Below are 24,731 nucleotides of genomic sequence, written 5' to 3'. Positions count from 1 at the left end.
CCGACAGGTCGAAGCACTCTGATGGTTGGAAAAAGGTTAACGGCGCTCATGGTAAACATGACGTTAACTCTGCCATGTTTTGGACGATTTCTCATGTTGAGCAGCCGGGAAAGCAGCCTGACAAGGAACCGGGGCGGCCGACGCCCCGTTCACGTTTCATCGAAGCCCGTAGGCTGGACCTATAGGCTCATGATTGACGTGCGCTATTGTTCGGTCGAGAGACTGCGACCTCAATCAAAGTGAACGTACTCACGCCCGACCGGCGGAAAGCTGGCGCTTACGGCGGGTGCAGAAAGTGGACGTGAATGACTTACAGCATCGGTGAATTGTCGCGCGAATTCGGCGTGACGCTTCGAACCCTACGATTTTACGAAGACAAGGGCCTTCTCAACCCGCGTCGCGAAGGATTGAACCGCATCTATTCCCGGCGCGACCGGGCACGGCTGAAGCTCGTCCTGATGGGTAAGAAGGTCGGTTTCTCGCTGGTGGAGATCAAAGAAATCCTCGATCTCTACGACCTGAAGGATGGCGAAGTTCTGCAGATGCAGGTGGCTCTCGACAAGTTCGAGGGACAGGTTGCCATCCTGAAGCGGCAGAAAGAAGAGATCGAGCACGCGATCGACGAATTGTCTCAAACGATGGATTCAGTACGCCAGATCCTGACGCAGAAGCAGGACGAGCAGAAGCAGGCCGGAGAGGCCGCGTAAGTCTTAGAAGACGTTGCGTCATGCAAAGAAACCCGCACATTTCCGCGGGGTCAGGGGTGTGTGGGCGCTTGTCACTGACGAATTCAGACGATAATGGAAGGTCGACCTAGCTGACGTTTACGTAAGGGTAAGCTCTCCTATGCCGACCTATTCCGCTCCTGTTCGCGATACGCTTTTCGTCCTCAACGACGTGCTTGGAATTGGCCGTCTTTCGAACCTTCCCGGATTCGCCGATGCCAGCGGTGAAGTCATGGAAGCGGTTCTGGAAGAGGGCGGCAAATTTTGTCGCGAAGTGCTCGCGCCCCTCAATCAGGTGGGCGACCGCGAAGGCTGCACGCGTCACGACGACGGCCGCGTGACGACGCCTTCCGGCTTCAAGGATGCCTACCGCCTTTATGCCGACGGCGGCTGGGTGGGACTGGCGGCAGATCCCGATTATGGCGGCCAGGGCCTGCCTTTCGTCATCGCCACGGCCGTCGGCGAATTTCAGGCCTCGGCCAATATGGCGTGGTCGATGTATCCGGGCCTTGCCCAGGGCGCCATCGCCGCCCTTTCCGCGCATGGCAGCGACAGCCAGAAGAGCGAGTATCTGCCGCGCCTGATCGCTGGCGAATGGCTTGCCACGATGAACCTGACGGAGCCACATTGCGGCACCGATCTCGGCCTCATCCGCACCAAGGCCGTGCCGCAGGACGACGGCAGCTACCGCTTGAGCGGCCAGAAGATCTTCATCTCCGGCGGTGAGCATGATCTCACGCCCAATATCGTGCACCTCGTGCTGGCGCGCATCGAAGGTGCCCCCGCCGGCGTCAAAGGCCTCTCGCTCTTCCTGGTGCCGAAGCGCCTGCCGGATGCGGACGGCGCACCCGGCGAGGCGAACGGCGTCACCTGCGGTGCGATCGAAGAAAAGATGGGCATTCACGGCAATGCCACCTGCGTCATGAATTATGACGCGGCCAAGGGCTGGCTTGTCGGCGAAGCCCATAAGGGCCTCAAAGCGATGTTCACGATGATGAACGAGGCGCGGCTCGGCGTCGGCCTGCAGGGACTGGCGCAGTCGGAAATCGCCTATCAGAATGCCGCCACCTATGCGCGCGACCGGCGCCAGGGGCGCGCCCTGTCGAAGAAGAACGGAGCCGCCGGCGAGCCCGCATCCGCCGCCGACCCGATCATCGTGCATCCCGACATCCGCCGGATCCTGATGTCGGTGCGCGTCTTCAACGAGGCGGCGCGCGCGCTCATGCTCGACACCTCGCTCAAGTCCGATATCGCCACCCGCAGTCCCGATCCCGCCGCCCGGCAGGCGGCGGAAGATTGGCTCGCGCTCGTCACACCGGTGATCAAGGGCGTCTTTACCGATCGCGGCTTTGAAAACGCCGTCGCCGCGCAGCAGGTCTATGGCGGCCATGGCTATATCGCGGAATGGGGCATGGAGCAGTTCGTGCGCGATGCGCGCATCGCCATGATCTACGAAGGTGCCAACGGCATCCAGGCGCTCGATCTCGTCGGGCGCAAGCTGCCCGCCGACAATGGGCGCGCCATCACAGCATTCCTGACCGAGATCGCGACCTTCCTCGCCGAGAACGCGGAGGACGCCACGCTTGCGCCGCTCGTCCCTGCCCTGAAGGAGGGGCTCGACCATCTGCAAAAGGCGACGATGTGGCTCGCCAAGAACGGCATGCAGGACCCGGACAATGCGGGCGCCGGCTCCACCGATTACATGCACCTCTTCGGTCTTGTCGCGCTCGGCTATATGTGGGCGAAAATGGCGCAAGCGGCCGGCAGAGCACTCGCCGCAGGCGCGACGGAGGATCAGAGCTTCTACGAAAACAAGCTTCTCTTCGCCCGCTATTACATGGAACGGGCGATGCCGGAGACCGGAACACGCCTCAGACGGATCGCCACGGGCGCCGAGACGACGATGGCGCTGCCGGCAGAGGCTTTTTGAGGCCTCGCAGACGTCAAAACCAAACAGAACATTGTATCTGCGGAGCCCTCACCGCGGATCGCCAGGGCAGGAGAGAACATGTCTGAAGCTTATATCTTTGACCATGTGCGCACGCCGCGCGGCCGCGGCAAGAAGGACGGAGCGCTGCACACCGTGCCGACGGTGCGGCTTGCGGCAACCGCACTTGAGGCCGTGCGCGAGCGCAACGGGCTCGATACGAGCCTCATCGACGATGTGATCCTCGGCTGCGTCGATCCGGTCGGCGAAGCGGGCGGCAATATCGGGCGCGCCGCGGTTTTCGCCGCCGATTACCACCAGTCGGTTCCCGGCATGCAGATCAATCGCTTCTGTGCGTCCGGTCTCGACGCGGTCAACATGGCGGCGGGCCAGGTCGTCACCGGTCACCATGATCTCGTCGTCGCCGGCGGCGTGGAATCGATGTCACGTGTCGGGCTCGGCGCCTCGGGTGGTGCCTGGGCCGTCGATCCGCAGGTCGCCGTGCCCGCCTATTTCATGCCGCAAGGCGTCTCTGCCGACCTCATCGCGACCAAATACGGCTTCACCCGCGACGATTGCGATGCCTATGCGGTGGAAAGCCAGAAGCGCGCCCATGCCGCCTGGGAAGAAGGCCGTTTCAAGCGCTCGATCGCACCGGTCAAAGACCCGACCGGGCTGCCGCTGCTCGAACGCGACGAGCATCCAAGGCCCGAAACGGACATGCAGTCTCTCGGCTCCCTCAAGCCGTCCTTTGCGGGCGTCGGGGAGATGGGCGGCTTCGATGCCGTCGCCATCCAGGCCCATCCGGAAGTCGAAAAGCTCCGCCACGTCCACCACGCCGGCAATTCCTCCGGCATCGTCGATGGCGCGGCCGCCGTCCTCATCGGCAATGAACAGGGCGGCAAGGCCGCCGGTCTCAAGCCGCGCGCAAAAATCCGCGCCTTCGCCAATATCGGTTCAGAACCCGCTCTGATGCTGACCGGGCCGGTCGATGTGACCGAAAAGCTCCTGAAGCGCTCCGGCATGCAGTTTTCCGACATCGATCTCGTGGAGATCAACGAAGCCTTCGCCTCCGTCGTGCTGCGCTACATCCAGGCCTTCGATCTCGATCCGCAAACGGTCAACGTCAATGGCGGAGCGATCGCCATGGGCCACCCGCTCGGCGCGACGGGTGCGATGATCCTCGGGACGGTACTCGACGAATTGGAGCGGCGCGATCTCAACACCGCCCTCGTCACGCTTTGCATCGGAGCCGGCATGGGCACCGCGACGATCATCGAAAGGGTCTGAGCCATGCCGAAAATCGACATCGATCAGATCCCCGATGTCAATTCCACCGGCTATCCGGCACCCTACGACGCGCTGGTGGCCGGCCGCTTCCGCAAGCGCCTCGGCAATGCCGGCGGTCTCGACCAATTCGGCGTCAATCTCTGCCGTCTTCAAGCCGGCGCCGCCTCGTCCCAGCGCCACTGGCACACGGGGGAAGACGAGTTCGTCTTCATTATCGAGGGTGAAGCGGTGCTCGTCGAAGACGGCGGAGAGACGATCCTGAAGTCGGGAGACGCCGCCACTTTCAAGGCGGGTGTTGCGAACGGCCATCATCTCATCAACCGCAGCGACAGAGACGCGCTCTTGCTGGAAGTCGGAACACGCTCCGGGGCCGACATCGTGACCTATCCCGACATCGATTTGCACTCCGTCACCGGCGAAGGTGCGCCCGGCTACACGCATAAGGACGGCACGCCTTACGAGCGCGCCTGAGCCTGGGGAGAAACAAACAATGACCTACGAGAATTTCACCTGCGAAACGGGTGACGACGGGATCGCTCTCGTCACCTGGAACATGCCGAACCGCTCCATGAACGTCTTCACGGAGACGGTGATGGAGGAGCTTGCCGCAATCGTGGACTGGGCGGTGGCCGAAGACGCCGTGAAGGGCGTCGTCATCACCTCGGCGAAAAAGGATTTCACCGGCGGCGCCGATATCAACATGCTCTCCGACCTGCTCGGCACGTTCGAAGCCAAGAAGGCGGAGAACCCGCAGGCGGCCACGGCCGAGCTGCTTGAGCGCGCCTCGCGCATGTCGCGCCTCTATCGCCGGATCGAGACCTGCGGCAAGCCGTTCGTCGCCGCCGTTGCCGGCACCTGCATGGGCGGGGGGACAGAGTTGATGCTCGCCTGCCATGGCCGCGTCGTTGCTGAAAACGCCAAGATCGGGCTGCCGGAAGTCAAGATCGGCATCTTTCCGGGCGCCGGCGGCACGCAGCGCGTGATGCGCATGGCAGATACCGTCGCGGGCCTGCAATTTCTTCTGCGCGGCAACACGCTCAAGGCCGAGGCCGCCAGATCGATGGGTCTCGTCGAAAAGGTTGCGCCTGAAAGCGAGCTCGTCGAGGCCGCCAAGGCCATGCTGAGCGCGGGCGTGTCGCCTGTGAAACCTTGGGATCAGGAAGGTTACAAGCCGCGTGGCGCGACCGCCGTCTGGACACCGGGCGGCTTCCAGTTCTGGCCTGCCGCAAACGGCCTCTACCGCAAAGAAACCCAGAACAATTACCCTGGCGCCCGGGCGATCATGCAGGCCGTCTTCGAGGGCGTGCAACTGCCGATGGACCTCGCGCTTCAGGTCGAGAGCCGCTACTTCGCGAAGACGCTGCAGACCAAGGAAGCGCAGGCGATGATGCGCTCGCTCTTCGTCTCGCTGCAGGCGCTCAACAAGGGGGCCCGCCGTCCGGCCGACTTGCCGGCAAGCGACTTGAAGCGCGTCGGCGTTCTCGGCGCCGGCTTCATGGGGGCGGGCATCGCCTATGTCACGGCGCGCGCCGGCATGGGGGTCGCGCTCATCGATCGCGACCAGGAGACGGCGGAGAAGGGAAAGCTGCATTGCGCGGGCCTTCTCGAAAAGGAAGTGGCGCGCGGGCGCATGAGCGAAGAAGCCGCTGCTGGCATTCTTGACCGCATCGTCGCAACGCCCGATTACGCCGCGCTCGCCGATGCCGATCTCGTCATCGAGGCCGTCTTCGAAGACCGCAAGGTCAAGGCCGAGGTGACGGAGAAAGTGAAGGCGCATCTGCCGGAAGGCGCTGTCTTCGCATCCAACACCTCGACGCTGCCGATCACCTCGCTTGCCAGGAACTGGCGCTCGGAAGAGGAGTTCGTCGGCATCCACTTCTTCTCTCCCGTCGACAAGATGCAGCTCGTCGAGGTGATCCTCGGCGAAAAGACCGGTGACAAGGCGCTCGCCGTCGCCCTCGATTATGTGCGGGCGATCCGCAAGACGCCGATCGTGGTCAACGATTCGCGCGGCTTCTACGCCAATCGCTGCGTCACCGCCTATCTCCTCGAAGGCCATCTCATGCTTCTGGAAGGCGTGCCGCCGGCGATGGTGGAAAACGCCGGCAAGATGGCAGGCATGCCCGTCGGGCCGTTGTCACTCACCGACGAGGTCGGCGTCGATCTCGCCTGGAAGATCGTCAAGGCGACGGAGGCCGATCTCGGCGAAGGCGCCGTCTCGGCCGAGCAGAAGCGCCTCTTGTCGGAGATGGTGGAAAGCCGCGAACGCTTCGGCCGCAAGAACGGCAAGGGCTTCTATGATTACGCCGGCAAGGACAAGCACCTGTGGCCGGGGCTTTCCGAGATCGTGACACCGAAATCGGCGGACGGCTTCGATTTCGCGGAGTTGAAGGAACGCCTTCTCGTCACGCAGGCGCTCGAAGCGGCCCGTACCGTCGAAGAAGGCGTAATCGAGGATCCGCGCGAGGCCGATCTCGGCTCGATCCTTGGCTTCGGCTTTGCACCCTTCACCGGCGGAACGCTCTCTTATATCGACTTCATGGGTCTCAAGGAGTTCGTCGCGAAGGCGGAGAGGCTCGCCGAGAGATACGGGCCACGCTTCAAACCGAACGCGCTTTTGAAAGAGATGGCGGAAAAGGGCGAGACGTTTTACGGCCGCTTCGGCAGGACGGACGAGCGCGAAAGGGCGGCCTAGGGTCGATGTCTAGCTGATGTATGTTTGGGGTAGACTTCTGAAGTTGGGGCTTTCGGGAACGAAGGCCCCTCTTCCCGTTCCGTTCGGTGTCTCGGAATTGTCGTTTCTCACCTGGCCGTGGGATTGCGACACCAATCTCCATATCACCAACGGTCGCTATCTGATGCTGGCCGATATCGGCCGCTTCGATCTCTTCCGCCGCTTTGGCCTGTGGGACGAGGCGATGAAACGTGGCTGGGCACCGATGCTCGGCGGCGTCAACATCGTCTTCCGGCGCGAAATCCGTATGTGGCAGCGCTTTCAGCTCACCTCGCGCATCGTCACCTGGGAGGGAACGAGCGTCGTCGGCGAGCACCGTTTCGTCCTCGGCGACAAGGGTGAGGGGCAGGTTGCCGCCCAGGCACTGACCTGGGGCGGCATCTATGACCGCAAGGGCAAACGCTTCGTACCGCCGGAGGAAATGTTCCAAATCCTCGGGATTACGGCCGAGCCGCCGGAGCCCGACGAGAACGTCGCCGCCTTCCTGGCCGCGCAGCGCACCCTGCGAGAGCGTGTCAAGGCTGGGTGAAAACGCTTTGCCAGCCGGAAGAAAGCCCGAGACACAAGAAAAACCCTCGTGCCGGCCGCCGGCACAGTTGTGCTTCTGCCCGATTAAGGACTATATTCCTTAATCACGCGCAGGGCGGGAGCGCCCCACGATCATGGTCTGGACACACGCCACCGTTTGGGGCGCCATCGATGCGCTCGCCAGCCGCCACGGTCTCACTGTGTCTGGGCTGGCGCGCAAGGCCGGCCTCGACCCGACGGCCTTCAACCGTTCCAAGAGATGCAGTGCCGATGGGCGGCCCCGCTGGCCCTCGACAGAATCCATCGCCAAAATTCTGACGGCGACCGGAGCCTCGCTCGAGGAATTCGTCGGCCTCGTAGAGACGCGCACGCGCTATGGCGGCCGGGCCGCTGACGTACGCTTGCCGGCTCCGGCGCAGGTGCCGCTTCTCGGCCTTGCCCAGGCCGGTGCGGGAGGCTTCTTCGACGATGGTGGTTTTCCCGTCGGCCAGGGCTGGGACGAGATCGACCTGCCGGTGGCCGACAGCGAAGGCTCCTATGCGCTCGAAGTCAGCGGCGATTCCATGCTGCCGCTTTACCGCAACGGCGATGTCATCATCGTCTCCCCGACCTCGCAATTGCGGCCGGGGGACCGGGTCGTGCTGAAGACGACGGAGGGCGAGGTGATGGCCAAGACCCTGCAACGGCAGACGACGGACGCCGTCGAATTGCATTCGCTCAATCCGGAGCACCCCGACCGGGTGGTGCCGCTGACCGAGATCGAGTGGATCGCACGCATCATCTGGGCGAGCCAATAAAATTCGGCCGCCCCAGATGCGCGCCCTGACCCTCCTCAGCCTTCTTCTCGTCGTCGGGCTCGTTTTCGGGCTTTTTGCGCTTCCCTCGCCTGCCCCCGATGACGGCACCGAGGACCCATCAGTCGCTCCGCAAACGGCAGCGCCGCCGGCACTCCCCCAAGAGGTCGAGCCCGCGACGCGCAATGTTACCCCGCGCGGCATGACACTTGGTCCCAAGGTGAGCGGGCCGCTTCTGCGCGTGGAGCCGCCGGAGCCTGTACGCACCCGCGCAGACGAGGCGGAGCAGCAGGGGGAGCAAAAGACCGCGCCAACGGAAAGAACCGAGCGCCTCTTCCGCCCCGTCGTTGCCGGCCTCGGCAAGATCGAAAGCGGCGAACACAGCGTCAGGCTCGCGGGGATCGAGCCGCTCGCGCCCGATGCGAGCTGCGGCAAGCCGGCCTGGCCGTGCGGCATGATGGGACGCTCGGCGCTGCGGCGCCTCATCCGGGCGCGCGCCATCGACTGCACGATCCCGGCGGGGGCGGAGACACTGCCAGAGACGACATCATGCCGGCTCAGCGATATCGATCTTGGCGAATGGCTGGTGAGCCAAGGCTGGGCGAAGGCCACCGCGGCCCGCTATCAAGACGCGGAAACGGCGGCGAAACGCGACAAGCGGGGCCAGTGGAGTGCGCAAAGACCAGGCTTCACACCCGACGCGGAGAAGACTGCGCCATTCTCCTCCGACCTCCCCTCAAGCTCACCTCTTTGACCGGGCGTCTTCCCGACAGGCGCCCCTCAGACGCGAAAATGCTTGGAGAGCTTGAGTGCCTGGCCCTGGTAATTGGAGCCGAGCCCCGCGCCATAAAGCGCCTTGGGTAGCGCCGCCATGCGCTCATAGACGAGACGGCCAACCGTCTGCCCGTGTTCCAGGATGAACGGCACCTCCCGGCTCCTCACCTCCAGCACCGCCCGGCTGCCGCGGCCGCCCGCCGTATCGTCGCCGAAGCCCGGATCGAAAAAGCCCGCGTAATGCACACGGAATTCGCCGACGAGCGGATCGAAAGGCACCATCTCCGCCGCCGTCTCCGCGGGCACATGCACGGCTTCGCGCGAGGCCAGGATATAGAACTGATCGGGATCGAGGATCAGGCCCGCTTTGTCGCTCGGCCGCAAGGGCTCCCAGAAATCGGCAACCTCATAGGCGTCCGGACGGTCGACATCGATGACGCCGGTGTGTCGCTTACCGCGATAGCCGATGAGGCCATCCTCGCCGCCGGCAAGATCGACGGAGAGAACGAGACCTTCGAAAAAGCGCGGGTCGCTCGACACGAAGGAGGTTGTCTGCAGCGTGCCAAGCTCCTCGTCAGAAAGGCGCGCATGGCCGCGGCGGAAGCGGATCTGTGCCAGACGCGAGCCGGTGCGGACGAGAACCGGGAATGTGCGCGGCGAGATCTCCAGATAAAGCGGTCCACGGTAGCCCGCCGGGATCTGGTCGAACGCGTCGCCATTGTCGGCGATCACCCGCGTGAAGACGTCGAGCCGGCCGGTCGAGCTTTTCGGATTGGCGCTCGCGGCGACCTCTTGCGGCAACGCCAGGGATTCCAGCAACGGCACGATATAGACGCAGCCGGTTTCAAGAACGGCACCGCCGGTGATGTCGAAGGCGTGCAGCTTGAAGCGGTCGAGCTTTTCCTCCACCGCGCAATCGCGCCCGGGCAGGAAGCTCGCGCGCACACGATAGGCTGTCTCACCGAGGCGTAGATCAAGACTCGCCGGCTGCACCTGTCGAGCATCGGGGGGCGTGGCGAGATCGATTTCGCCTACCGCGATCATCGCTTCGATCGCGCTGTCGGGCAAAATGCCGTCGCTGTTTTCTTTTGCGTTCATGCCCCTCGGTTAGCCGAAGCCAAGGGCCACGCCAAGTCGGCAGTTTCCGCCCCCTCTTCACTGTGGTCGCGCCTTTTGCCGCCGTCTGACGCATTCCAGCATCGCAGTCTTTCCTCAAGTGCAGCATTGACGTCGACCAAGTCGAAGAGTAATCGGCCCGAGGACTTCGTGGTGATTTGGCCGGCCGGCTTGCAGCCACGTAAAACAACTCGCTAAAAGGTCGGGGCGCATTCGACCCGGTCTGGCGGCGGCCCGGCCGGGTTTTCGTTTGCTTGAAGGCAGGAATGCGCTGTGACAGACAAAAAGTCTCTTCGCCCCGCCACGCAGCTCGTGCATGGCGGCACCACAAGATCTCAGTTTTCTGAAACCTCCGAGGCACTCTTCCTTACGCAGGGTTTCGTCTATCCGAGCGCGGAAGCTGCCGAAGCGCGCTTCAACGGCGACGATCCTGGTTACGTCTATTCGCGCTACGCGAATCCGACGGTTGCGATGTTCGAGGAGCGCATGGCGCTTCTGGAGGGCGCGGAAGCGGCGAAGGCAACGGCCTCCGGCATGGCCGCAGTGACGGCGGCACTCCTCGCCGACATCGAAGCCGGCGATCATGTGGTCGCCTCGCGCGCGCTTTTCGGCTCCTGTCTTTACATCGTGTCGCAGCTTCTGCCGCGTTTCGGCGTCACCTCAACACTCGTCGACGGCTCCAACCTCGATGAATGGCGGGCCGCGGTCACGCCCAAGACCAAGGCGCTGTTCCTCGAAAGCCCGGCCAATCCGACGATGGAGCTCGTCGATATCGCCGCCGTTGCGGAAATCGGCCGCAGCGTCGGTGCCCGTCTCGTCGTCGACAATGTCTTCGCGACGCCGATCTTCCAGAAGCCGCTCGAACTCGGCGCCCATACCGTCGTCTATTCCGCCACCAAGCATATCGACGGCCAGGGCCGCTGCCTCGGCGGGGTGGTTCTGTCGAGTGCCGAATGGGTGGAGGAAAAGCTCCTGCCCTTCGTCAAGCATACCGGCCCGGCGCTCAGCCCATTCAACGCCTGGGTGCTTCTGAAATCGCTCGAAACGCTGGAACTGCGCGTGCGACGCCAGGCGGAAACGGCGGCAAAACTCGCCGAGATCATCGGCTCGCATGCGGCCGTTGCCCGTGTCCTTTATCCCGGCCATCCGGACCACCCGCAGGCCGAACTCGCCCGCCGGCAGATGAGTGGCGGCGGCACGATGATCGCCATCGACATGAAGGGCGGCAAGGACGCGGCCTTCCGGCTCGCCAACGCACTGCAGATCGTCAGCCTCTCCAACAATCTCGGCGATGCCAAGAGCCTCATCACCCACCCGGCGACGACGACGCACCAGAACGTCGCGGAAGAGGTGCGGCGCGAGCTCGGCATCACCGAGGGCATGCTGCGCTTTTCCGTCGGGCTCGAAGATCCCGAAGACCTCGCAGAAGACGTAGCCCAGGCGCTCGACGCGGCGCTCTGAACGGCTCTCGCATCAGAAGGTGCGCCAACCGACCAGAATGCGTGAGGTCGTCGTCACGGCGCAAAGCGCCGCAAACAGGTAGGCGAGAGGCGAAAAAAACGCGGGAAACAGGCAGAAGGCGAGGAAGAAGATCACCGTCTCCGCGCCTTCCATGAGCCCGGTCGTGAAATAAAGCGACTTCACGCCGCGCTGGTCCGTCGTGATTTTCTTCTTTTCCGCCATCACGGCGAAGGCGAGAAAGCTCGCGCCGTTGACGTAAAAGGCGAGAAGCAGGATCGCGGCCGCAAGTGCGTTGGCGTCCGGATCGGCGAGCGCGAAGGCGGCGGGGACGAGGCCGTAAAAGGCAAAATCGAGCGTGATGTCGAGAAAGCCGCCGCGATCGCTGAGCGCAGTCGCACGTGCCACGGCGCCGTCGAGCCCATCGGCAAGGCGGCCCAAGAGAATGAGAACGAAGGCGAGTGCATAGGCCTCGACGACGATTGCGCCAGCTGAGAGCAGGGCGAGACCGAACCCTGCCAACGTCACCTGATCGGCGGTGACACCGCGGCCGGCGAGCATCCGGCCGAGAGAGTTCAACCCGGGTTCAATCTGCTTGCGGATAAGCCCGTCGAGCATCTCCCGCCTCCTCGCGGTCTTGTTCGCTGACGCTCGCTCCTCTAGCGGTCCTGTCAGCAAGACACTATGAACGATTGCAAACGACCTCGTGATTGGCGCGCCGTCTTGCCGAGACTTTTCCTCTTTCTCGCAATCCTTTTCACCGCCACGGCCGGTGCGGCGAAAGCCGAAGAACCGGTGATCCCCAATTTCTGGGATCCGCGATCCCGCATCGAACGGCCCAATATGGATGCGGTCGGCGCGATCCGCTTTCTCGTCACGGACGATTTCGCGCCGTTCTCGTTTCGCGACCGGCACGGAGACCTGGTCGGCTTCGACATAGATCTGATCCGGGCCATGTGCGAGGCGCTCGAGGTCCAATGCGCGGTGCAATCGCGCCCGTATGAGACACTGGAGACAGCGCTTCGGGACAAGGAGGGCGATGCCATCATGGCCGGGCTTTCGCCCGACCCGGAAGGCGAGGATCCGCTTCTCGCCACACGCCCCTATCTCAAGATACCGGCACGCTTCGTCACGCTGAAGGAGACGGAGTTCGAACCCGACAGCGACAGTGACGGCTTCGTCGGCGTCGTCTGCCACAGCGCGCATCAGGCCTTTCTGGAAGATTATTTCCCGAAGGCGCGTGTCGCCTGCTACCAAAACCCGGCCGCCGCTCTGCAGTCCTTGCAGGAAAAGCGCCTGACCGCCGTCTTTGGGGATGCGCTCAGTCTCGCCTTCTGGCTGCATGGCGCAGGATCAAAAGATTGCTGCCGCTTCGCGGGCGGGCCTTATCTCAACGATGCCTATTTCGGCGACGGGCTGCAGATCGCCGTGCGGCCACAAGAGCACGAGCTCAAGAGCGCCCTCGATTACGCCCTGCGCGAGACCTATCGCAACGGCACCTATGCCGAACTCTATCTGCGTTATTTTCCCGTCGGTCTGTTCTGAGCCGGGGCCTCAGGCGCCGCGCCGGAAGGGATAGAGAAGCGACCAGAGGAAGCGCGCCGGCGCGCCATCCTGGTGCGGCTTGAGGCCCAGACGCATGCCAACCTGCCCGGCCTCGGGATCCTGCGTATAGACGCGGAAGAGCCGGTCCCAGACGGAAAAATTGAAGCCGTAATTGCTGTCGGTTTCACGCCGCTCCACCGAATGGTGGATGCGGTGCATGTCCGGCGTCACGATCAGGAAGCGCAGCGCCCGGTCGACGCGGTCTGGCAGGCGGACGTTCGAATGATTGAACATCGCCGCGCCATTCAGAACGATCTCGAAAAGAAGAACCGACAGGACCGGCGCGCCGATGAGAACGACGAAGGCCGCCTTCAGGCACATGGAGATGAGGATCTCGATCGGATGAAAACGCAGCGCCGTCGTCACGTCGACATCGACGTCGGCGTGATGCACGCGGTGGACGCGCCACAGGATCGGGATCTTGTGAAAGGCGACATGCTCCGCCCAGACGGTGAAATCGAGCAGAATGAACGCAAGGACGCCGGCAAAAATCGGATCGAGGCCGAGCGTTCGAAACAGCCCAAAACCCTGCGCTTCGGCAAAGATGGCGGCGCCGACCGCCGCCATCGGAAAGATCACCCGCAGGACCGCGACATCGACGAGAAGGACCGCAAGATTCGTCGCCCAGCGCCGGCTCTTGAGCGGATGCGCTTTACGACGCGGATAAGCGAGCTCAAATGCCGCCATCGCGCCGAAAATGCCGAAGAAGGCGAGAAGCCGAATACCGGCTTCGGAAAAGAGAAATCCGAAACTCATCACGCCTCGTCAGATGGCCCTGGCCGCTTCGCGGCCTTAAACGCGACGGTAGCGGGCCGTAGCCGAACGCTCCAGGGCCGCCGCCGTCAATTTGTCGATAGCGAGCCGGTCGCGCAGCAGGCTGAGAAAGCGCAACTCCTCCTGGGGCAGATCGAGATCGGCCACCGCCACTTCGACAGCCATGGCGTAAAGCGTGTCGTAGAGCTTCTCAGGCACCGCGTCTTCGAGCAGCGACATCATGTTTTCGAGCCCGTCCGCCCCGGCGAGGATTTCGGCAGCGGTGCGCGACACATCCGGCAGGCGGTCGCTGTCGAAGCCTGAAAAGACCGGCAGAGAGCGCGTCAGATTGCCGATCGTCATGAGTTCGGGATCAGCCATATGGCCGTCCACGGCCGAGACCGTGACCATGGCGTAGACGAGGGCATCCTGGGTGGAAACCGTTTGCGGCATTCTGGGCTCCTTGGCCGGCTGCTACTGCCGCGTAGCTATGTTCGCCCACGCCCCTTCGCAAGCTGGCCTGCGCCTCGACGGCACGCTTTCCTTGCGCTAGAGCTGCGCTCCCAGATTGCGGCACCGGCTCATGACGACCCGGCATCGCCCACAATCGCTCAACCACCAGGATGAAAAATGTCTGCCCAATCTCTGCCCGAAGAATGGCTCGCAGCCGCACAAGTCTCGAAGGCCTGGCCTTTCGAGGAAGCGCGCAAGCTGATCGATCGGCTGGAGAAACGTGGCGGAGACAAACGCGAAATCCTGTTTGAGACCGGTTACGGCCCTTCCGGCCTGCCGCATATCGGCACCTTTGGTGAGGTGGCGCGCACGACGATGGTGCGCCACGCCTTCAGCGTCCTGACGAAAGACAGCGTGCCGACCCGCCTCCTCTGCTTTTCCGACGACATGGACGGCCTCCGGAAAGTGCCGGAGAACGTGCCGAATCGGGAGATGATGGAGTCGCATCTCGGCAAGCCGCTGACGGAGGTGCCCGACCCGTTCTCCAACGAGTACGACAGCTTCGGACGGGCGAATAATGCGCGGCTGCGCGCCTTTCTCGACACATTCGGCTTCGAGTACGAATTCGCCTCGGCGACGGATTATTACAAGAGCGGCCGCTTCGACGAGACGCTTCTCAAGATGCTCGCCGTCTACGAGAAAGTGCGGGCGATCATTCTGCCGACGCTGGGCGAGGAGCGGCGCGCCACCTATTCGCCGTTTCTGCCGATCTGCCCGCGGACCGGCATCGTCCTGCAGGTGCCGACGATTGCGCGCAACCCTGAGGCCGGCACCATCACCTATCTCGATCCGGAGACGAAAGAGGAGGTGACGGTGGGCGTGACCGGCGGCCAGGTGAAGTGCCAGTGGAAGGCCGACTGGGCGCTCCGCTGGACGGCGCTCGGCGTCGACTACGAGATGGCCGGCAAGGATCTCATCGATTCCGTCCGCCTCTCCTCGCAGATCTGCCGCGCGCTCGGCGGCAATCCGCCCGAGGGCTTCAATTACGAGCTCTTCCTCGACGAGAACGGCGAAAAAATCTCAAAGTCGCGCGGCAACGGGCTCACCATCGACGAGTGGCTCGCCTATGCCTCGCCGGAGAGCCTCGCGCTCTACATGTTCCAGAAGCCGCGCTCAGCGAAGCGGCTTTATTTCGACGTCATCCCGCGGGCGGTCGATGAATATTTCTCGCATCTTGCCGCTTATGACACGCAGGCGCCGGAGCAGAAGATCGTCAATCCGGTCTGGCACATCCATTCCGGAAAGCCGCCGGAAGTCGAGATGCCGGTTTCGTTCGCCATGCTCCTCAACCTCGTCTCGGCATCGAATTCCGAAGATGCCCGTGTTCTCTGGGGCTTCATCTCCCGCTATGCCCCGGGGGCTAGCGCGGAAAGCCATCCAGCACTTAACGAGCTCGTCGGCTACGCGATCCGCTACTACAACGATTTCGTCAAACCGACGAAAAGCTTCCGCGCACCGAGCGACACCGAGAAAGCCGCTCTGGCCGATCTCGACCAGCGTCTTACGGCGCTGCCGGACAACGCCAGTGGCGAGGAGATCCAAAACGAGGTCTATGCCGTCGGTAAGGCGCACGATTTCGGCAATCTCCGCGACTGGTTTCAGGCGCTCTACCAGGTGCTTCTCGGCCAGGACCAGGGGCCACGCTTCGGCTCCTTCGTGGCGCTTTACGGCATCGGTGAGACACGGGCGCTGATTGCAAAGGCTCTCGAAGGCAAACTCGCCGCGTGAGCGGCCGGCCGGCGCGCGGCCTCTGGTCGTCTCGACCATCGCGGCGCGCCGTGCCTCTTCAGAGAAAATGCGACGGCCCCTCCGATCCTGCTTGACGGGAGGGCCGGCCGCGGCCAATTTGCGACCCGGCCGCGGGCGTAGTTCAGTGGTAGAACGTCAGCTTCCCAAGCTGAATGTCGTCGGTTCGATCCCGATCGCCCGCTCCAATCCTCCTCTCGCTTCCTGAGATCTCCGGACGCCTCACGGCTTGTTGAGGCCCGCGCCTTTGCGGGCCGGCGCGGTGACGCCAGATAGAGGTGATGGACGATCTCAGAACACCCCCCTTGAGCCGGCGCGCGCTTCTCTCCGGCGGCGCGGCACTCGCTCTCGCCTCCGCCCTGCCGGTCACGCCTTCACAGGCGCAGGTGGCTGAGCCCGGTAAGCGAAAAATCCCCTCCAGCGGCGAGATGATCCCGGCTGTTGGCCTTGGCACCTGGATCACCTTCAATGTCGGCAACGATCCGGTGCTTCTCGACCGCAGCGCGCAGGTGATGGAGGCCTTCTTCGACAGCGGCGGACGGGTGATCGATTCCTCGCCGATGTACGGCTCCTCGCAGGACACGCTCGGCTATGGCTTGTCGAAGCTCGGCCGACCGGAGGGACTTCTTGCGGCCGACAAGGTGTGGACATCCTCGGCGGAAGACGGCCCGGAGCAGATCGAACGATCGCGACGCAAATGGAACGTACCGCGCTTTTCGCTCATGCAGGTGCACAATCTGCGCGCCTGGGAGGCGCATCTGCCGATGCTTTTCGACAAGAAAGACGGCGGCGAGATCGACTATGTCGGCATCACCACGTCGGAAGGCCGGCGCCACGATCTCTTCGAGGAGGTGATGGCGAACCAGCCGCTCGACTTCGTGCAGATCAGCTACAACGTGCTCGACCGGGAGGTGGAGGAACGCATCCTGCCCTTGACGCGCGAGCGCGGCATCGCTGTCATCGTCAACCGGCCGTTCCGCCAGGGTTCTCTGACACGCCGGCTCGAAGGCAGGCCATTGCCGGATTTCGCCGCGGAGATCGGCGCCTCGAGCTGGGCGCAGTTCATCCTGAAATTCATCCTCTCGCATCCGGCCGTCACCGTTGCAATCCCGGCGACGACCGTGCCGGAGCATGCGCGCGAGAACATGGCCGCCGCCTCCGGTCCTCTGCCCGAGCCTGAACTGCGCACAAGGATGTCGGCCCATGTGCGGGACATCCTGTGAGCACATGGTGGAGCTACCGGCCCGCCGATTTCCTGCTCTTTTCCGAAGAGGTTTATTGGCGGCTGTTTGAGCTGCAGAATGCGGCTTTGTGGCCCGCGCAGATCGTGGCGCTCGCCGGCGGCACCCTCATCCTCGTCCTGGCGCTTCGGCAACGCCCATGGTCCGGCCCGATCGCCGGCGTCCTGCTCGCCGCCGCGTGGGTCTCCGTCACCGCCTTGTTCCTCTGGCAACGCTATCAGCCGATCAACTGGGCGGCTCTCTATGCGATCCCGCCGTTCCTGGCCGAGGCGGCGATCCTTCTCTTCGCTTTCGCACGACGAGAGAGCGCTTTCGCAGGGTCACGCGGCCTTAGATCCGAGCTCGGCGCAGGCCTCTTCGTCTACGCGCTCGCGCTGCACCCTCTCCTGCCGCTTGCGACCGGCCGGCCCCTCGGCCAGGGCGAGATCTTTGCACTCGCCCCGGATCCAACCGCAATTGCCACGCTCGGCATTCTCCTTCTGGCGAGACGGTGCCCATTGATCTCCCTCGCCCTGCCGGTGCCGCTCGTGTGGTGTCTCGCGAGCTGGACCACGCTTCAGACGATCGGCACTTTTGAAGCCTGGATCCCGTTTGCCGCCGCGCTTATCGCCATAATCGGCGCCTTTTTGTCGGAGCGGCGCCGCAAGCGCTGACTTTATCGCAAAGGCCGCTTGCAGACGAAAAAGGCGCGGCCAGGACGCCGCCCCTTCCTGTTGTCGCTTTCGCTGTGTTCAGCCGGCACTCACTTTCGGCTCGCGATCCCAGACGCGCAGCTTGCCGAGGCTCTTCACGAAAGTCTTGGCCTCGCCGGCGTCGGAAAGAGTGACGCAGCCCGCATCCATGTCGGAGGCAATTCCCGCCTTCTCGAACAGCATCTTCGCCGCCTGCGAATAACCGATGAACTTGCAATGCACGAACGCGTCGGAGACGAAATCCTTCGCGGGCGGCATCTTGGCAAGCGCGGTGACCGCATCCTCGGACGTCAGGATCGCCACCGCGTCGTAAAGGACGGAAGGGCCGCCATCGATCTTCTCATCGGCCTCGATCCAGGTGCCGTCGGAGGCTTCGACGCCACCCACCATCGGCGCCACGAATTCGATCATCGCACCCTCGGCCTCGGCAGCCGCTTTCAGGGCTTTCACGAGATCGATGTCGACGCCGTCAGTAACGAGAACGCCGAGCTTGCGGCCGGCAAAGCTCTCCGGACCGTTCAAAACGATTGAGAGCTTGGGCGAAGCCTTGAGCTCCATCTTCGTCGGCATGGCCGCTTCGATCGGCTCCGGCATTGTCTTGAGACGCAGCCCGTCCGCTACCTTTTTCGCCAGTTCCTCATCGACGTTCCTCAGATGAGCGACGATGCGGGCGCGGATTTCAGGCGTCTCCACCTTGGAAAGCTCGAACGTGAAGGCGGAGATGATGTGGCCTTTTTCCACATCGGTCTGCGACAGGTAAAATTGCCGGGCCTGGCTGTAATGATCGGCGAAAGTCTCGGAGCGCACGCGGCCCTTCTCGCCCTCGACGGCTTCCGGATGCGAGGCAAAGCCCGTCTTCGGGTCCTCGCGCGGCCCGCCTTCCTCCCCGCTCCAGGAATTCGGCTCGTAGTTCGCCCGCCCCACCGGATTGTGGAACGCCATGTGGCCGTCCTGCTGGAAGTGATGGAAGGGGCAGCGTGGGGCGTTCACCGGCAGATGCGTGAAATTGGTGGAGCCGAGGCGCGACAGCTGCGTGTCGAGATAAGAGAAGTTGCGCCCCTGCAGGAGTGGGTCATTGGTGAAGTCGATGCCCGGCACGAGATTACCGGTATGGAAGGCAACCTGCTCGGTTTCGGCGAAGAAATTGTCTACGCAGCGGTTCAAGACCATGCGCCCGACCGGCTTCACCGGCACCTCTTCCTCCGGGATGATCTTCGTCGCATCAAGGACGTCGAAATCGAACTTCTCGGCGAAATCCTCGTCGAAGAGCTGCAGGCCGAGCTCCCATTCGGGGTAATCGCCCATCTTGATCGCATCCCACAGGTCGCGGCGATGGAAGTCCGGGTCGGCGCCGTTCAGCTTCAACGCCTCGTTCCAGACGACCGATTGCATGCCCTGCTTCGGCTTCCAGTGGAACTTGACGAAAGTCGATTTGCCCTCGGCATTGACGAAACGGAAGGTGTGGACACCGAAACCTTCCATGAAACGGAAGGAGCGCGGGATCGTGCGATCCGACATGATCCACAGGGCCATGTTGATCGATTCCGGCGTCAGAGAAATGAAGTCCCAGAAATTGTCGTGCGCCGTCTGCGCCTGCGGGAAGCCGCGATCCGGCTCCTGCTTGGCGGAATGGATGAGGTCGGGAAACTTGATGGCGTCCTGGATGAAGAAGACCGGGATGTTGTTGCCGACAATGTCCCAGTTGCCTTCCTTCGTGTAGAATTTCACAGCGAAACCGCGCACGTCGCGGGCGAGATCGGCCGAGCCTTTGTTGCCGGCCACCGTGGAGAAGCGCACGAAGACATCCGTCTTCTCGCTCGGGCGCTGAAAGAGATCGGCCGCAGTGATATCTGACAGGCTCTCGTAGGTCTCGAAATAGCCATGCGCCCCGAAGCCTCTGGCATGCACGACGCGCTCCGGGATCCGCTCATGATCGAAATGGAAGATCTTCTCACGGAAGTGCTGATCTTCCAGAAGCGTCGGCCCGCGGCGCCCGGCTTTCAGTGAGTTCTGATCGTCGGCGACGGGCGCACCCTGCGCCGTGGTCAGCGACGTTCTCTTGCCATTCGCGACCTGATGCACCTCGCCACCCGTGCCGCGCAGCACCTTCTGGTCGGCGAAGTCGACGGGTTTCATATCCTGCTCAGATCTTGCCATGAGACTGTCTCCTCGATGCGGGGCGCGGGATGGCCGATCGGCCATCCGGGGGCGCAACACGAGGCAGAGGCGAGCCGTTCCCTTGGAACAGCGGAGACTTTATTTAGCTGCGAAAGCGAAGCGGCAGGTCAGGCGGCGAGGTGTTCACCGCCCGACATATGTTTCATGTTCAGGTGCTCCCGATCAGGAGCCGACTGTTCAGGCTGCGGCAGCTCGGCCGTCAAGCGTCTCCGCCAGAACCCGCAGCCAATTGCGCACATGGGCGAAGACCAGGAACTCGTTGTGGACGCGCTGCTGCGCGCTCAGGCCAAAGGCGTCCCGATGCTCCTGGTCGAGCAAGAGCTCGGTCAGCGTGCGGGCGATATCGTCGGTGTCGTGGGCATCCTTCACGAGGCGCCCGTCGAGATCCGGTCGGATTTGCTGGCGAAGGCCCGCCGCCGGAGATCCGACGATCGCCGCGCGCTTCCACATCGCCTCAGTCACCGTCAAGCCGAAGCCCTCGCGAACCGAATTCTGCACGACGATATCGGAGCAGCGCTGCAGCGCGTTGACGATGAGTGCGTTGTTCTTGGGCGAGGTCATCGGCAGGGAAATGACGGCGATCGCGTTCTGCAGGTCGGCGTCAAGCGAGAGGTAGGTGTCAATCACTTCTTGCAGCGCCTCCAGACCTTCCGGATCGTCGGTCACCGATTCCGGATCGGGACCGGCGAGCACCAGCCGCGCCAGCTCGAGCGGTCGGCGCTCCTCCTCGCTCAGCGTGTTCGCCTTCAAGGCTTCTTTCATCTTCACAAAGCCCTGCATCAACGGCAGCCAGCCCTTGAGGCGATCCCACCGGGATACCTGCGTGACGATGGGTCGGAAGAGAAGCCCCAGGTCTTCAGGCTCGGTCGCGGGGGCCCATTCGCCGTTCCTCTGCAAGCGTTGCGCACGCTCTTCGAAAGGGGGCGTCAATGTCGGGCCGGTCGCCGTGATCAAACCGCCATTGGCGAGGATGCCGGCCAGCTTATGCACCGGCAGATCCCGGTTCTTGTTGCTCAAAGGATCGATGGAGGGATGGATGATGCTGGCCCGGCCGGCGAGGCAGCGCGGGATATATTCCGGCGCAGTGAAGACGGTGTGGTCGTATTTCACCGCCCATTGCTCGAGAAATTCCCAGGCCGCGATGGTTTCCGGGGTCTCCTCGTCGAGGCCGATATGACAGCGCCAGATCGCGGTCAGGTCCATGCGCTCGCGCAGAAGCGCGCCAGCTCCGAGCGGCTGCGGATCGTGGATGACGAGAACGTCGTTCGGCTTCACGAATTCAGCGAGACGGGCCGCAACCGAATGGCTCACCTTCTCGTAAAGCGCCTGGGCGCCGTTGCCGAGGTCGGGGTCTCCCGCTCCATGGATGAGATTGTGGATCTGCTTGGTCAGACGGAAAAACTCATCCTCGTCGCTTTCCATGACAAGCCAGTTGGCGTCGACGCCGAGCTCGCGCAGCATGGTGATCAACGGCGGCAAAAGCTCCGCAACGCCGCCCCCATGGGCCGTCGAATTGACCATCCAGACACGCCGTCCCTGCAATTTCGGCAGGAGCATTTCAGCTTCGTCGCGGAGGTCGCGCACATCGTTGCTGAGATGCGCGATGCGCTCGTAGTCACTCAGCGAGGCGTGGTGGTTGGAATCGATGAGTTGTGCCATGCCTGTTCTCAAATCCTCATGGGTTCAAAGCCGCAGATGCAAAACCTATGCCGGAGGCTCGATCGGTGAAGATCACACTTTGGCAGGGTGACGAACAAAAGTGCCAGGCGGAGCCTGCGAGCCGAATTTCGTTGACGAACGTCACAGTCGAACGACAGAAACCGTCAAAGAATGCTGGCCGCAGACAAAGCGGCCCTCTGGAGGAACGGAAGCTCAGCTTCCTGGGTGGACGGCTTTTCTAACCATAAGCCGCCTAAGGCTCAACCGGAGGCGAGAAGACCGCTCCACAGAACTTGCGCCTCAAGGCCCGGCTCCTTCGCATCAAGAAGCCGCAGGCGAAGGACGGCTGGAGGTCGCACAGCCTGTCGTTCCGCAAATCGCAGGCCCGGGCCGCCGGGGTCCAAACCATGCCCTTTTGCGCCACAACGCTATGAACCTTGAAGTGCTGAGCCACCTCGCCGCGCCACTTTGGGCATCGGGCCTCATCCCGCGCGCCTTGGACAACCCGTGGGCCGTCTTCTCCCACAGAAACGGGCGGCGCAGCAGCTGGAAGAACGCCTGCCAGGAGGCGAGCGACATCGCCATCCAATAAAACGGAAGAAACGCAATCATCGGCACGAGGTCTGTCCGTCCGACCGATCGCAGGCCGCGGAAGGCCATGGTCGCCGAGGACAGGACGAGCACTGTCACATTGAGAAAATTCGCTGCAAAAAGGCTCCAGGAGAGCAGGCCGTCCGGCTCCGGCATGCCGCGAAAGGCCAACGCCGCAAGAAACCCGACAAGGCATGCAGGCGCGTAGGCCAGAAGTCCGGCAACGCCCATCCCCAGAATGGCCAGAACCGCCATGCGGTCCTTCGCAGTCAGAGCTGGTGCAGACCCCTGCACCGGCCACATGGCGACAAGGAGAGACTGCATCCAACCCTTCACCCAACGACGGCGCTGCCCCATCCATTGCGAAAGCGAAACCGGCGCTTCCTCGAAGGTGCGCGAGGCGATCGTGATGCTGCGATAATGGTAGCGGGCGAGTCTGATTCCGAGGTCGGCATCCTCGGTGACGTTGAAGGGATCCCAGGCGCCGATCCTCTTCAGGACGGCGAGCGGAAAATGATTGGATGTGCCGCCGAGCGGGAGCGGCATGCGCCAATGCGCGAGGGCCGGCAGGAAGACATCGAAATTGGCCGCATATTCGAGCGCAAACAACTTCGAGATGACATTCTCGGTATTGTCGATGGTGAGCCGCGCCTGCACGCAGCCAAGCGCCGGGTCGTCCGCAAAGACGGCGGCCGCCTTACGAAGCTGGTCAGGCTCGGGGCGATCCTCCGCATCGTAGACGACCACGAGGCGCCCCGTCGCGAAAGGCAGGCCGTAGACGAGAGCCTTCGGCTTTGTGCGCGGCTCCTGCGGCGGCACGGCGACGATCTGGTAACGCGGATGGCGAGCATGACGCCTCGCGGCGGCAAGCGTGTCTTCGTCATCGGCCTCGATCAACAGGAGGCATTGCAGCTTCGAGGAGGGATAATCGATGCGATCGAGATGGGAAATGAGGTCAGGCACGATCCCGGCCTCGCGGTAGAGCGGCACAAGGACCGTGTAACTCGGCAAATTTGCATCGCTCAAAGGCCGGGCAGGCCTTTCGGTCGTCTGCAGGAAGGCGATGGCCGATTTGAGAAGCATAGAAAGAAAGAAGAAGGCGCTCAGGAGGATCGCAACGATGCGCCCGAAAGGCAGGGGTGAAACGAGGATGAGAGCGATCAAGGCGAGCGGCGCAGCGCCGATTACGAGCCGTCCTTTGCGCGAGCTGCAGAGAAGCGCCGAAAGCTGCGGCTTTGCACGCGCCAGCCGGTGCGCGGCGCAATAGGCAAGGCCGGCATCGTTGCGCGCCAAAAGACACGCCTGGATCGTCGCCGGATCCGCGATCGCAAAGCGGCCTTTGATCTCGGGCCGCTGCATCAGAAGGCGCTGCAATTCCTCGACCCGGGCCGGCCCTTCCGGTGCGAGCACGAGCATGCGCGCGGGGCCCTTTTCAACGAGCATTCGCCTGGACCTGACGATGGTTTCCGCAGCCGGCGGCAGGGTCTCAGGCAGGAGTGTCACCGGATCGCCCTCGGCGATGAAAGGCAGACCGAGATGGTCGGCAAGAAGCCGCCAGTAGAGAGGGCGCGAAAAGCCCGGCAGGGCCATCAATTCCTGACTGGCCGAGGTTCCCCGCTGTCTTGCGAGCTGTGCCGCAAGAGCGAGCATTCTCGGCGTGAGACAGCGCCCGGCGAGGAAAGCGATATCGGCCGGCAGAGCCGCTCTGTCCGGGCGCTGCAAATCGGCAGGAGATGGAAACAGCGAGGAAGCGCGCGGCGAGCGGGAGACCGCCGGCAACACCCGTCTCGGCGGAACGGACACAGGCTGACGCGACCCGCCACCTGTGCGGCGGATACCCGGATTTTCCCCTTGCAAGCTCGCCCCCCTTCAAGCCCGCCAGAGACACAACTTTAGCACGAGGTTTGCGGTAAACAAATTCTTAACGGCGTCCGTCGCCGAGACGCAAAGAGCTTGCGCTGTGTGACCGGGTCACGCAAAAAGCGCCGCAGAGAATCGGATTGACCATGTATCGCGCCACCACCCGCAATATCACCGTCTCCGTCGCGCCGGAGTTTCTGGAAAAAGAATCCAATCGCGAGGCGGGGCGGTTCTTCTGGGCCTACACGATCGAAATCACCAATGAAGGCCAGGAGCGGGTGCAGCTTTTGCGGCGGCACTGGCAGATCACCGATGCTCTCGGGCGCACGGAAGAGGTTCATGGGCCGGGCGTCGTGGGCGAGCAGCCCGAAATCCCGCCGGGCGAGACTTTTCGCTATACGAGCGGTTGTCCGCTCAGCACGCCTTCAGGGATCATGGTGGGAAGCTACGACATGGTGAGCGAGACCGGCTCCGGCTTCTCGGTCGAAATCCCGGCTTTCTCGCTCGACCTGCCGGGACAAAAAGCGCTCCTTCACTAAAAACGAGC

The 24,731-nt window shown here is 63.2% G+C and carries 21 protein-coding genes, 1 tRNA gene and 1 riboswitch; of the genes, 15 read left to right on the top strand and 7 right to left on the bottom strand.

The window, feature by feature from the left end:
• Positions 1-305 precede the first annotated feature (305 nt).
• The 8 genes from EO094_RS09675 (at position 306) to EO094_RS09640 (ending at position 8,752) form a co-directional block, all read left to right on the top strand.
• A complete protein-coding gene (locus EO094_RS09675; RefSeq protein WP_128292115.1) occupies positions 306-707 on the top strand; it encodes a MerR family transcriptional regulator in 402 nt (133 codons plus the stop codon).
• A gap of 139 nt (positions 708-846) precedes the next feature.
• A complete protein-coding gene (locus EO094_RS09670; RefSeq protein ID WP_128292114.1) occupies positions 847-2,655 on the top strand; it encodes an acyl-CoA dehydrogenase C-terminal domain-containing protein in 1,809 nt (602 codons plus the stop codon).
• A 78-nt stretch (positions 2,656-2,733) separates the two neighbouring features.
• Entirely contained in the window at positions 2,734-3,942 is a 1,209-nt protein-coding gene (locus tag EO094_RS09665; RefSeq protein WP_128292113.1) for an acetyl-CoA C-acetyltransferase, read from the top strand.
• A 3-nt stretch (positions 3,943-3,945) separates the two neighbouring features.
• Positions 3,946-4,413 (top strand): cupin domain-containing protein, encoded by a 468-nt coding sequence (locus EO094_RS09660; protein WP_128292112.1) that lies wholly within the window; start codon positions 3,946-3,948, stop codon positions 4,411-4,413.
• 19 nt (positions 4,414-4,432) lie between these two features.
• Complete coding sequence (locus tag EO094_RS09655; protein ID WP_128292111.1) at positions 4,433-6,637, top strand: 3-hydroxyacyl-CoA dehydrogenase NAD-binding domain-containing protein; 2,205 nt, start codon at positions 4,433-4,435, stop codon at positions 6,635-6,637.
• A gap of 16 nt (positions 6,638-6,653) precedes the next feature.
• Positions 6,654-7,205 (top strand): thioesterase family protein, encoded by a 552-nt coding sequence (locus tag EO094_RS09650; protein ID WP_128292110.1) that lies wholly within the window; start codon positions 6,654-6,656, stop codon positions 7,203-7,205.
• 133 nt (positions 7,206-7,338) lie between these two features.
• Positions 7,339-8,001, top strand: coding sequence for a S24 family peptidase (locus EO094_RS09645; protein WP_128292109.1), 663 nt, complete (start codon positions 7,339-7,341; stop codon positions 7,999-8,001).
• A 16-nt stretch (positions 8,002-8,017) separates the two neighbouring features.
• Complete coding sequence (locus EO094_RS09640) at positions 8,018-8,752, top strand: thermonuclease family protein (RefSeq protein ID WP_128292108.1); 735 nt, start codon at positions 8,018-8,020, stop codon at positions 8,750-8,752.
• 26 nt (positions 8,753-8,778) lie between these two features.
• On the opposite strand, the gene EO094_RS09635 is transcribed toward EO094_RS09640, so the two are convergent.
• The gene (locus tag EO094_RS09635; RefSeq protein WP_128292107.1) at positions 8,779-9,870 is read right to left on the bottom strand and encodes a 2'-deoxycytidine 5'-triphosphate deaminase; all 1,092 of its coding nucleotides are present in this window, start codon (positions 9,868-9,870) and stop codon (positions 8,779-8,781) included.
• 158 nt (positions 9,871-10,028) lie between these two features.
• A riboswitch (SAM riboswitch) is annotated at positions 10,029-10,106 on the top strand.
• A 55-nt stretch (positions 10,107-10,161) separates the two neighbouring features.
• Between EO094_RS09635 and EO094_RS09630 the strand changes: the two genes are divergently transcribed.
• Positions 10,162-11,349: an O-succinylhomoserine sulfhydrylase gene (locus EO094_RS09630; protein ID WP_128292106.1), complete on the top strand. Its 1,188-nt coding sequence runs from the start codon at positions 10,162-10,164 to the stop codon at positions 11,347-11,349.
• Between the two features lie 12 nt (positions 11,350-11,361).
• On the opposite strand, the gene EO094_RS09625 is transcribed toward EO094_RS09630, so the two are convergent.
• Positions 11,362-11,964 (bottom strand): CDP-alcohol phosphatidyltransferase family protein, encoded by a 603-nt coding sequence (locus tag EO094_RS09625; protein ID WP_128292105.1) that lies wholly within the window; start codon positions 11,962-11,964, stop codon positions 11,362-11,364.
• A gap of 105 nt (positions 11,965-12,069) precedes the next feature.
• Between EO094_RS09625 and EO094_RS09620 the strand changes: the two genes are divergently transcribed.
• Entirely contained in the window at positions 12,070-12,891 is an 822-nt protein-coding gene (locus EO094_RS09620; protein WP_164879615.1) for a transporter substrate-binding domain-containing protein, read from the top strand.
• A 9-nt stretch (positions 12,892-12,900) separates the two neighbouring features.
• Here the strand turns inward: EO094_RS09620 and EO094_RS09615 are convergent, their stop codons facing one another.
• Positions 12,901-13,710: a sterol desaturase family protein gene (locus EO094_RS09615; protein WP_425455868.1), complete on the bottom strand. Its 810-nt coding sequence runs from the start codon at positions 13,708-13,710 to the stop codon at positions 12,901-12,903.
• A 33-nt stretch (positions 13,711-13,743) separates the two neighbouring features.
• Entirely contained in the window at positions 13,744-14,157 is a 414-nt protein-coding gene (locus EO094_RS09610) for a tellurite resistance TerB family protein (protein WP_128292102.1), read from the bottom strand.
• 177 nt (positions 14,158-14,334) lie between these two features.
• On the opposite strand from EO094_RS09610, the gene EO094_RS09605 reads away from it, so the two are divergent.
• The 4 genes from EO094_RS09605 to EO094_RS09590 all read left to right on the top strand — a co-directional run bounded on the left by EO094_RS09605 (position 14,335) and on the right by EO094_RS09590 (position 17,857).
• Positions 14,335-15,945 (top strand): lysine--tRNA ligase, encoded by a 1,611-nt coding sequence (locus EO094_RS09605; protein WP_128292101.1) that lies wholly within the window; start codon positions 14,335-14,337, stop codon positions 15,943-15,945.
• A 131-nt stretch (positions 15,946-16,076) separates the two neighbouring features.
• Positions 16,077-16,151: transfer RNA gene (locus EO094_RS09600), tRNA-Gly, on the top strand.
• A 93-nt stretch (positions 16,152-16,244) separates the two neighbouring features.
• Complete coding sequence (locus EO094_RS09595; protein ID WP_128292100.1) at positions 16,245-17,186, top strand: aldo/keto reductase; 942 nt, start codon at positions 16,245-16,247, stop codon at positions 17,184-17,186.
• Positions 17,183-17,857: a DUF6064 family protein gene (locus EO094_RS09590; protein WP_128292099.1), complete on the top strand. Its 675-nt coding sequence runs from the start codon at positions 17,183-17,185 to the stop codon at positions 17,855-17,857. The genes EO094_RS09595 and EO094_RS09590 overlap by 4 nt, the downstream gene beginning before the upstream one ends.
• A gap of 78 nt (positions 17,858-17,935) precedes the next feature.
• Here EO094_RS09590 and EO094_RS09585 read toward each other — a convergent pair whose 3' ends face one another.
• The 3 genes from EO094_RS09585 to EO094_RS09575 all read right to left on the bottom strand — a co-directional run bounded on the left by EO094_RS09585 (position 17,936) and on the right by EO094_RS09575 (position 24,103).
• Entirely contained in the window at positions 17,936-20,053 is a 2,118-nt protein-coding gene (locus EO094_RS09585; RefSeq protein ID WP_205649882.1) for a catalase, read from the bottom strand.
• Between the two features lie 198 nt (positions 20,054-20,251).
• Positions 20,252-21,733 carry a glycosyltransferase gene (locus tag EO094_RS09580; protein ID WP_128292098.1) on the bottom strand — a complete coding sequence of 494 codons (1,482 nt, stop codon included), beginning with the start codon at positions 21,731-21,733 and terminating at the stop codon, positions 20,252-20,254.
• 321 nt (positions 21,734-22,054) lie between these two features.
• Positions 22,055-24,103, bottom strand: coding sequence for a glycosyltransferase (locus EO094_RS09575; RefSeq protein WP_128292097.1), 2,049 nt, complete (start codon positions 24,101-24,103; stop codon positions 22,055-22,057).
• Between the two features lie 227 nt (positions 24,104-24,330).
• Between EO094_RS09575 and apaG the strand changes: the two genes are divergently transcribed.
• Positions 24,331-24,723 carry a Co2+/Mg2+ efflux protein ApaG gene (gene apaG, locus EO094_RS09570; protein WP_128293230.1) on the top strand — a complete coding sequence of 131 codons (393 nt, stop codon included), beginning with the start codon at positions 24,331-24,333 and terminating at the stop codon, positions 24,721-24,723.
• Positions 24,724-24,731 lie beyond the last annotated feature (8 nt).

Source organism: Afifella aestuarii (genome assembly GCF_004023665.1).
Taxonomy (GTDB): Bacteria; Pseudomonadota; Alphaproteobacteria; order Rhizobiales; family Afifellaceae; genus Afifella; species Afifella aestuarii.
The sequence above is the reverse complement of the archived record's forward strand: the minus strand, read 5'-3'. Positions and strand labels throughout refer to the sequence as shown.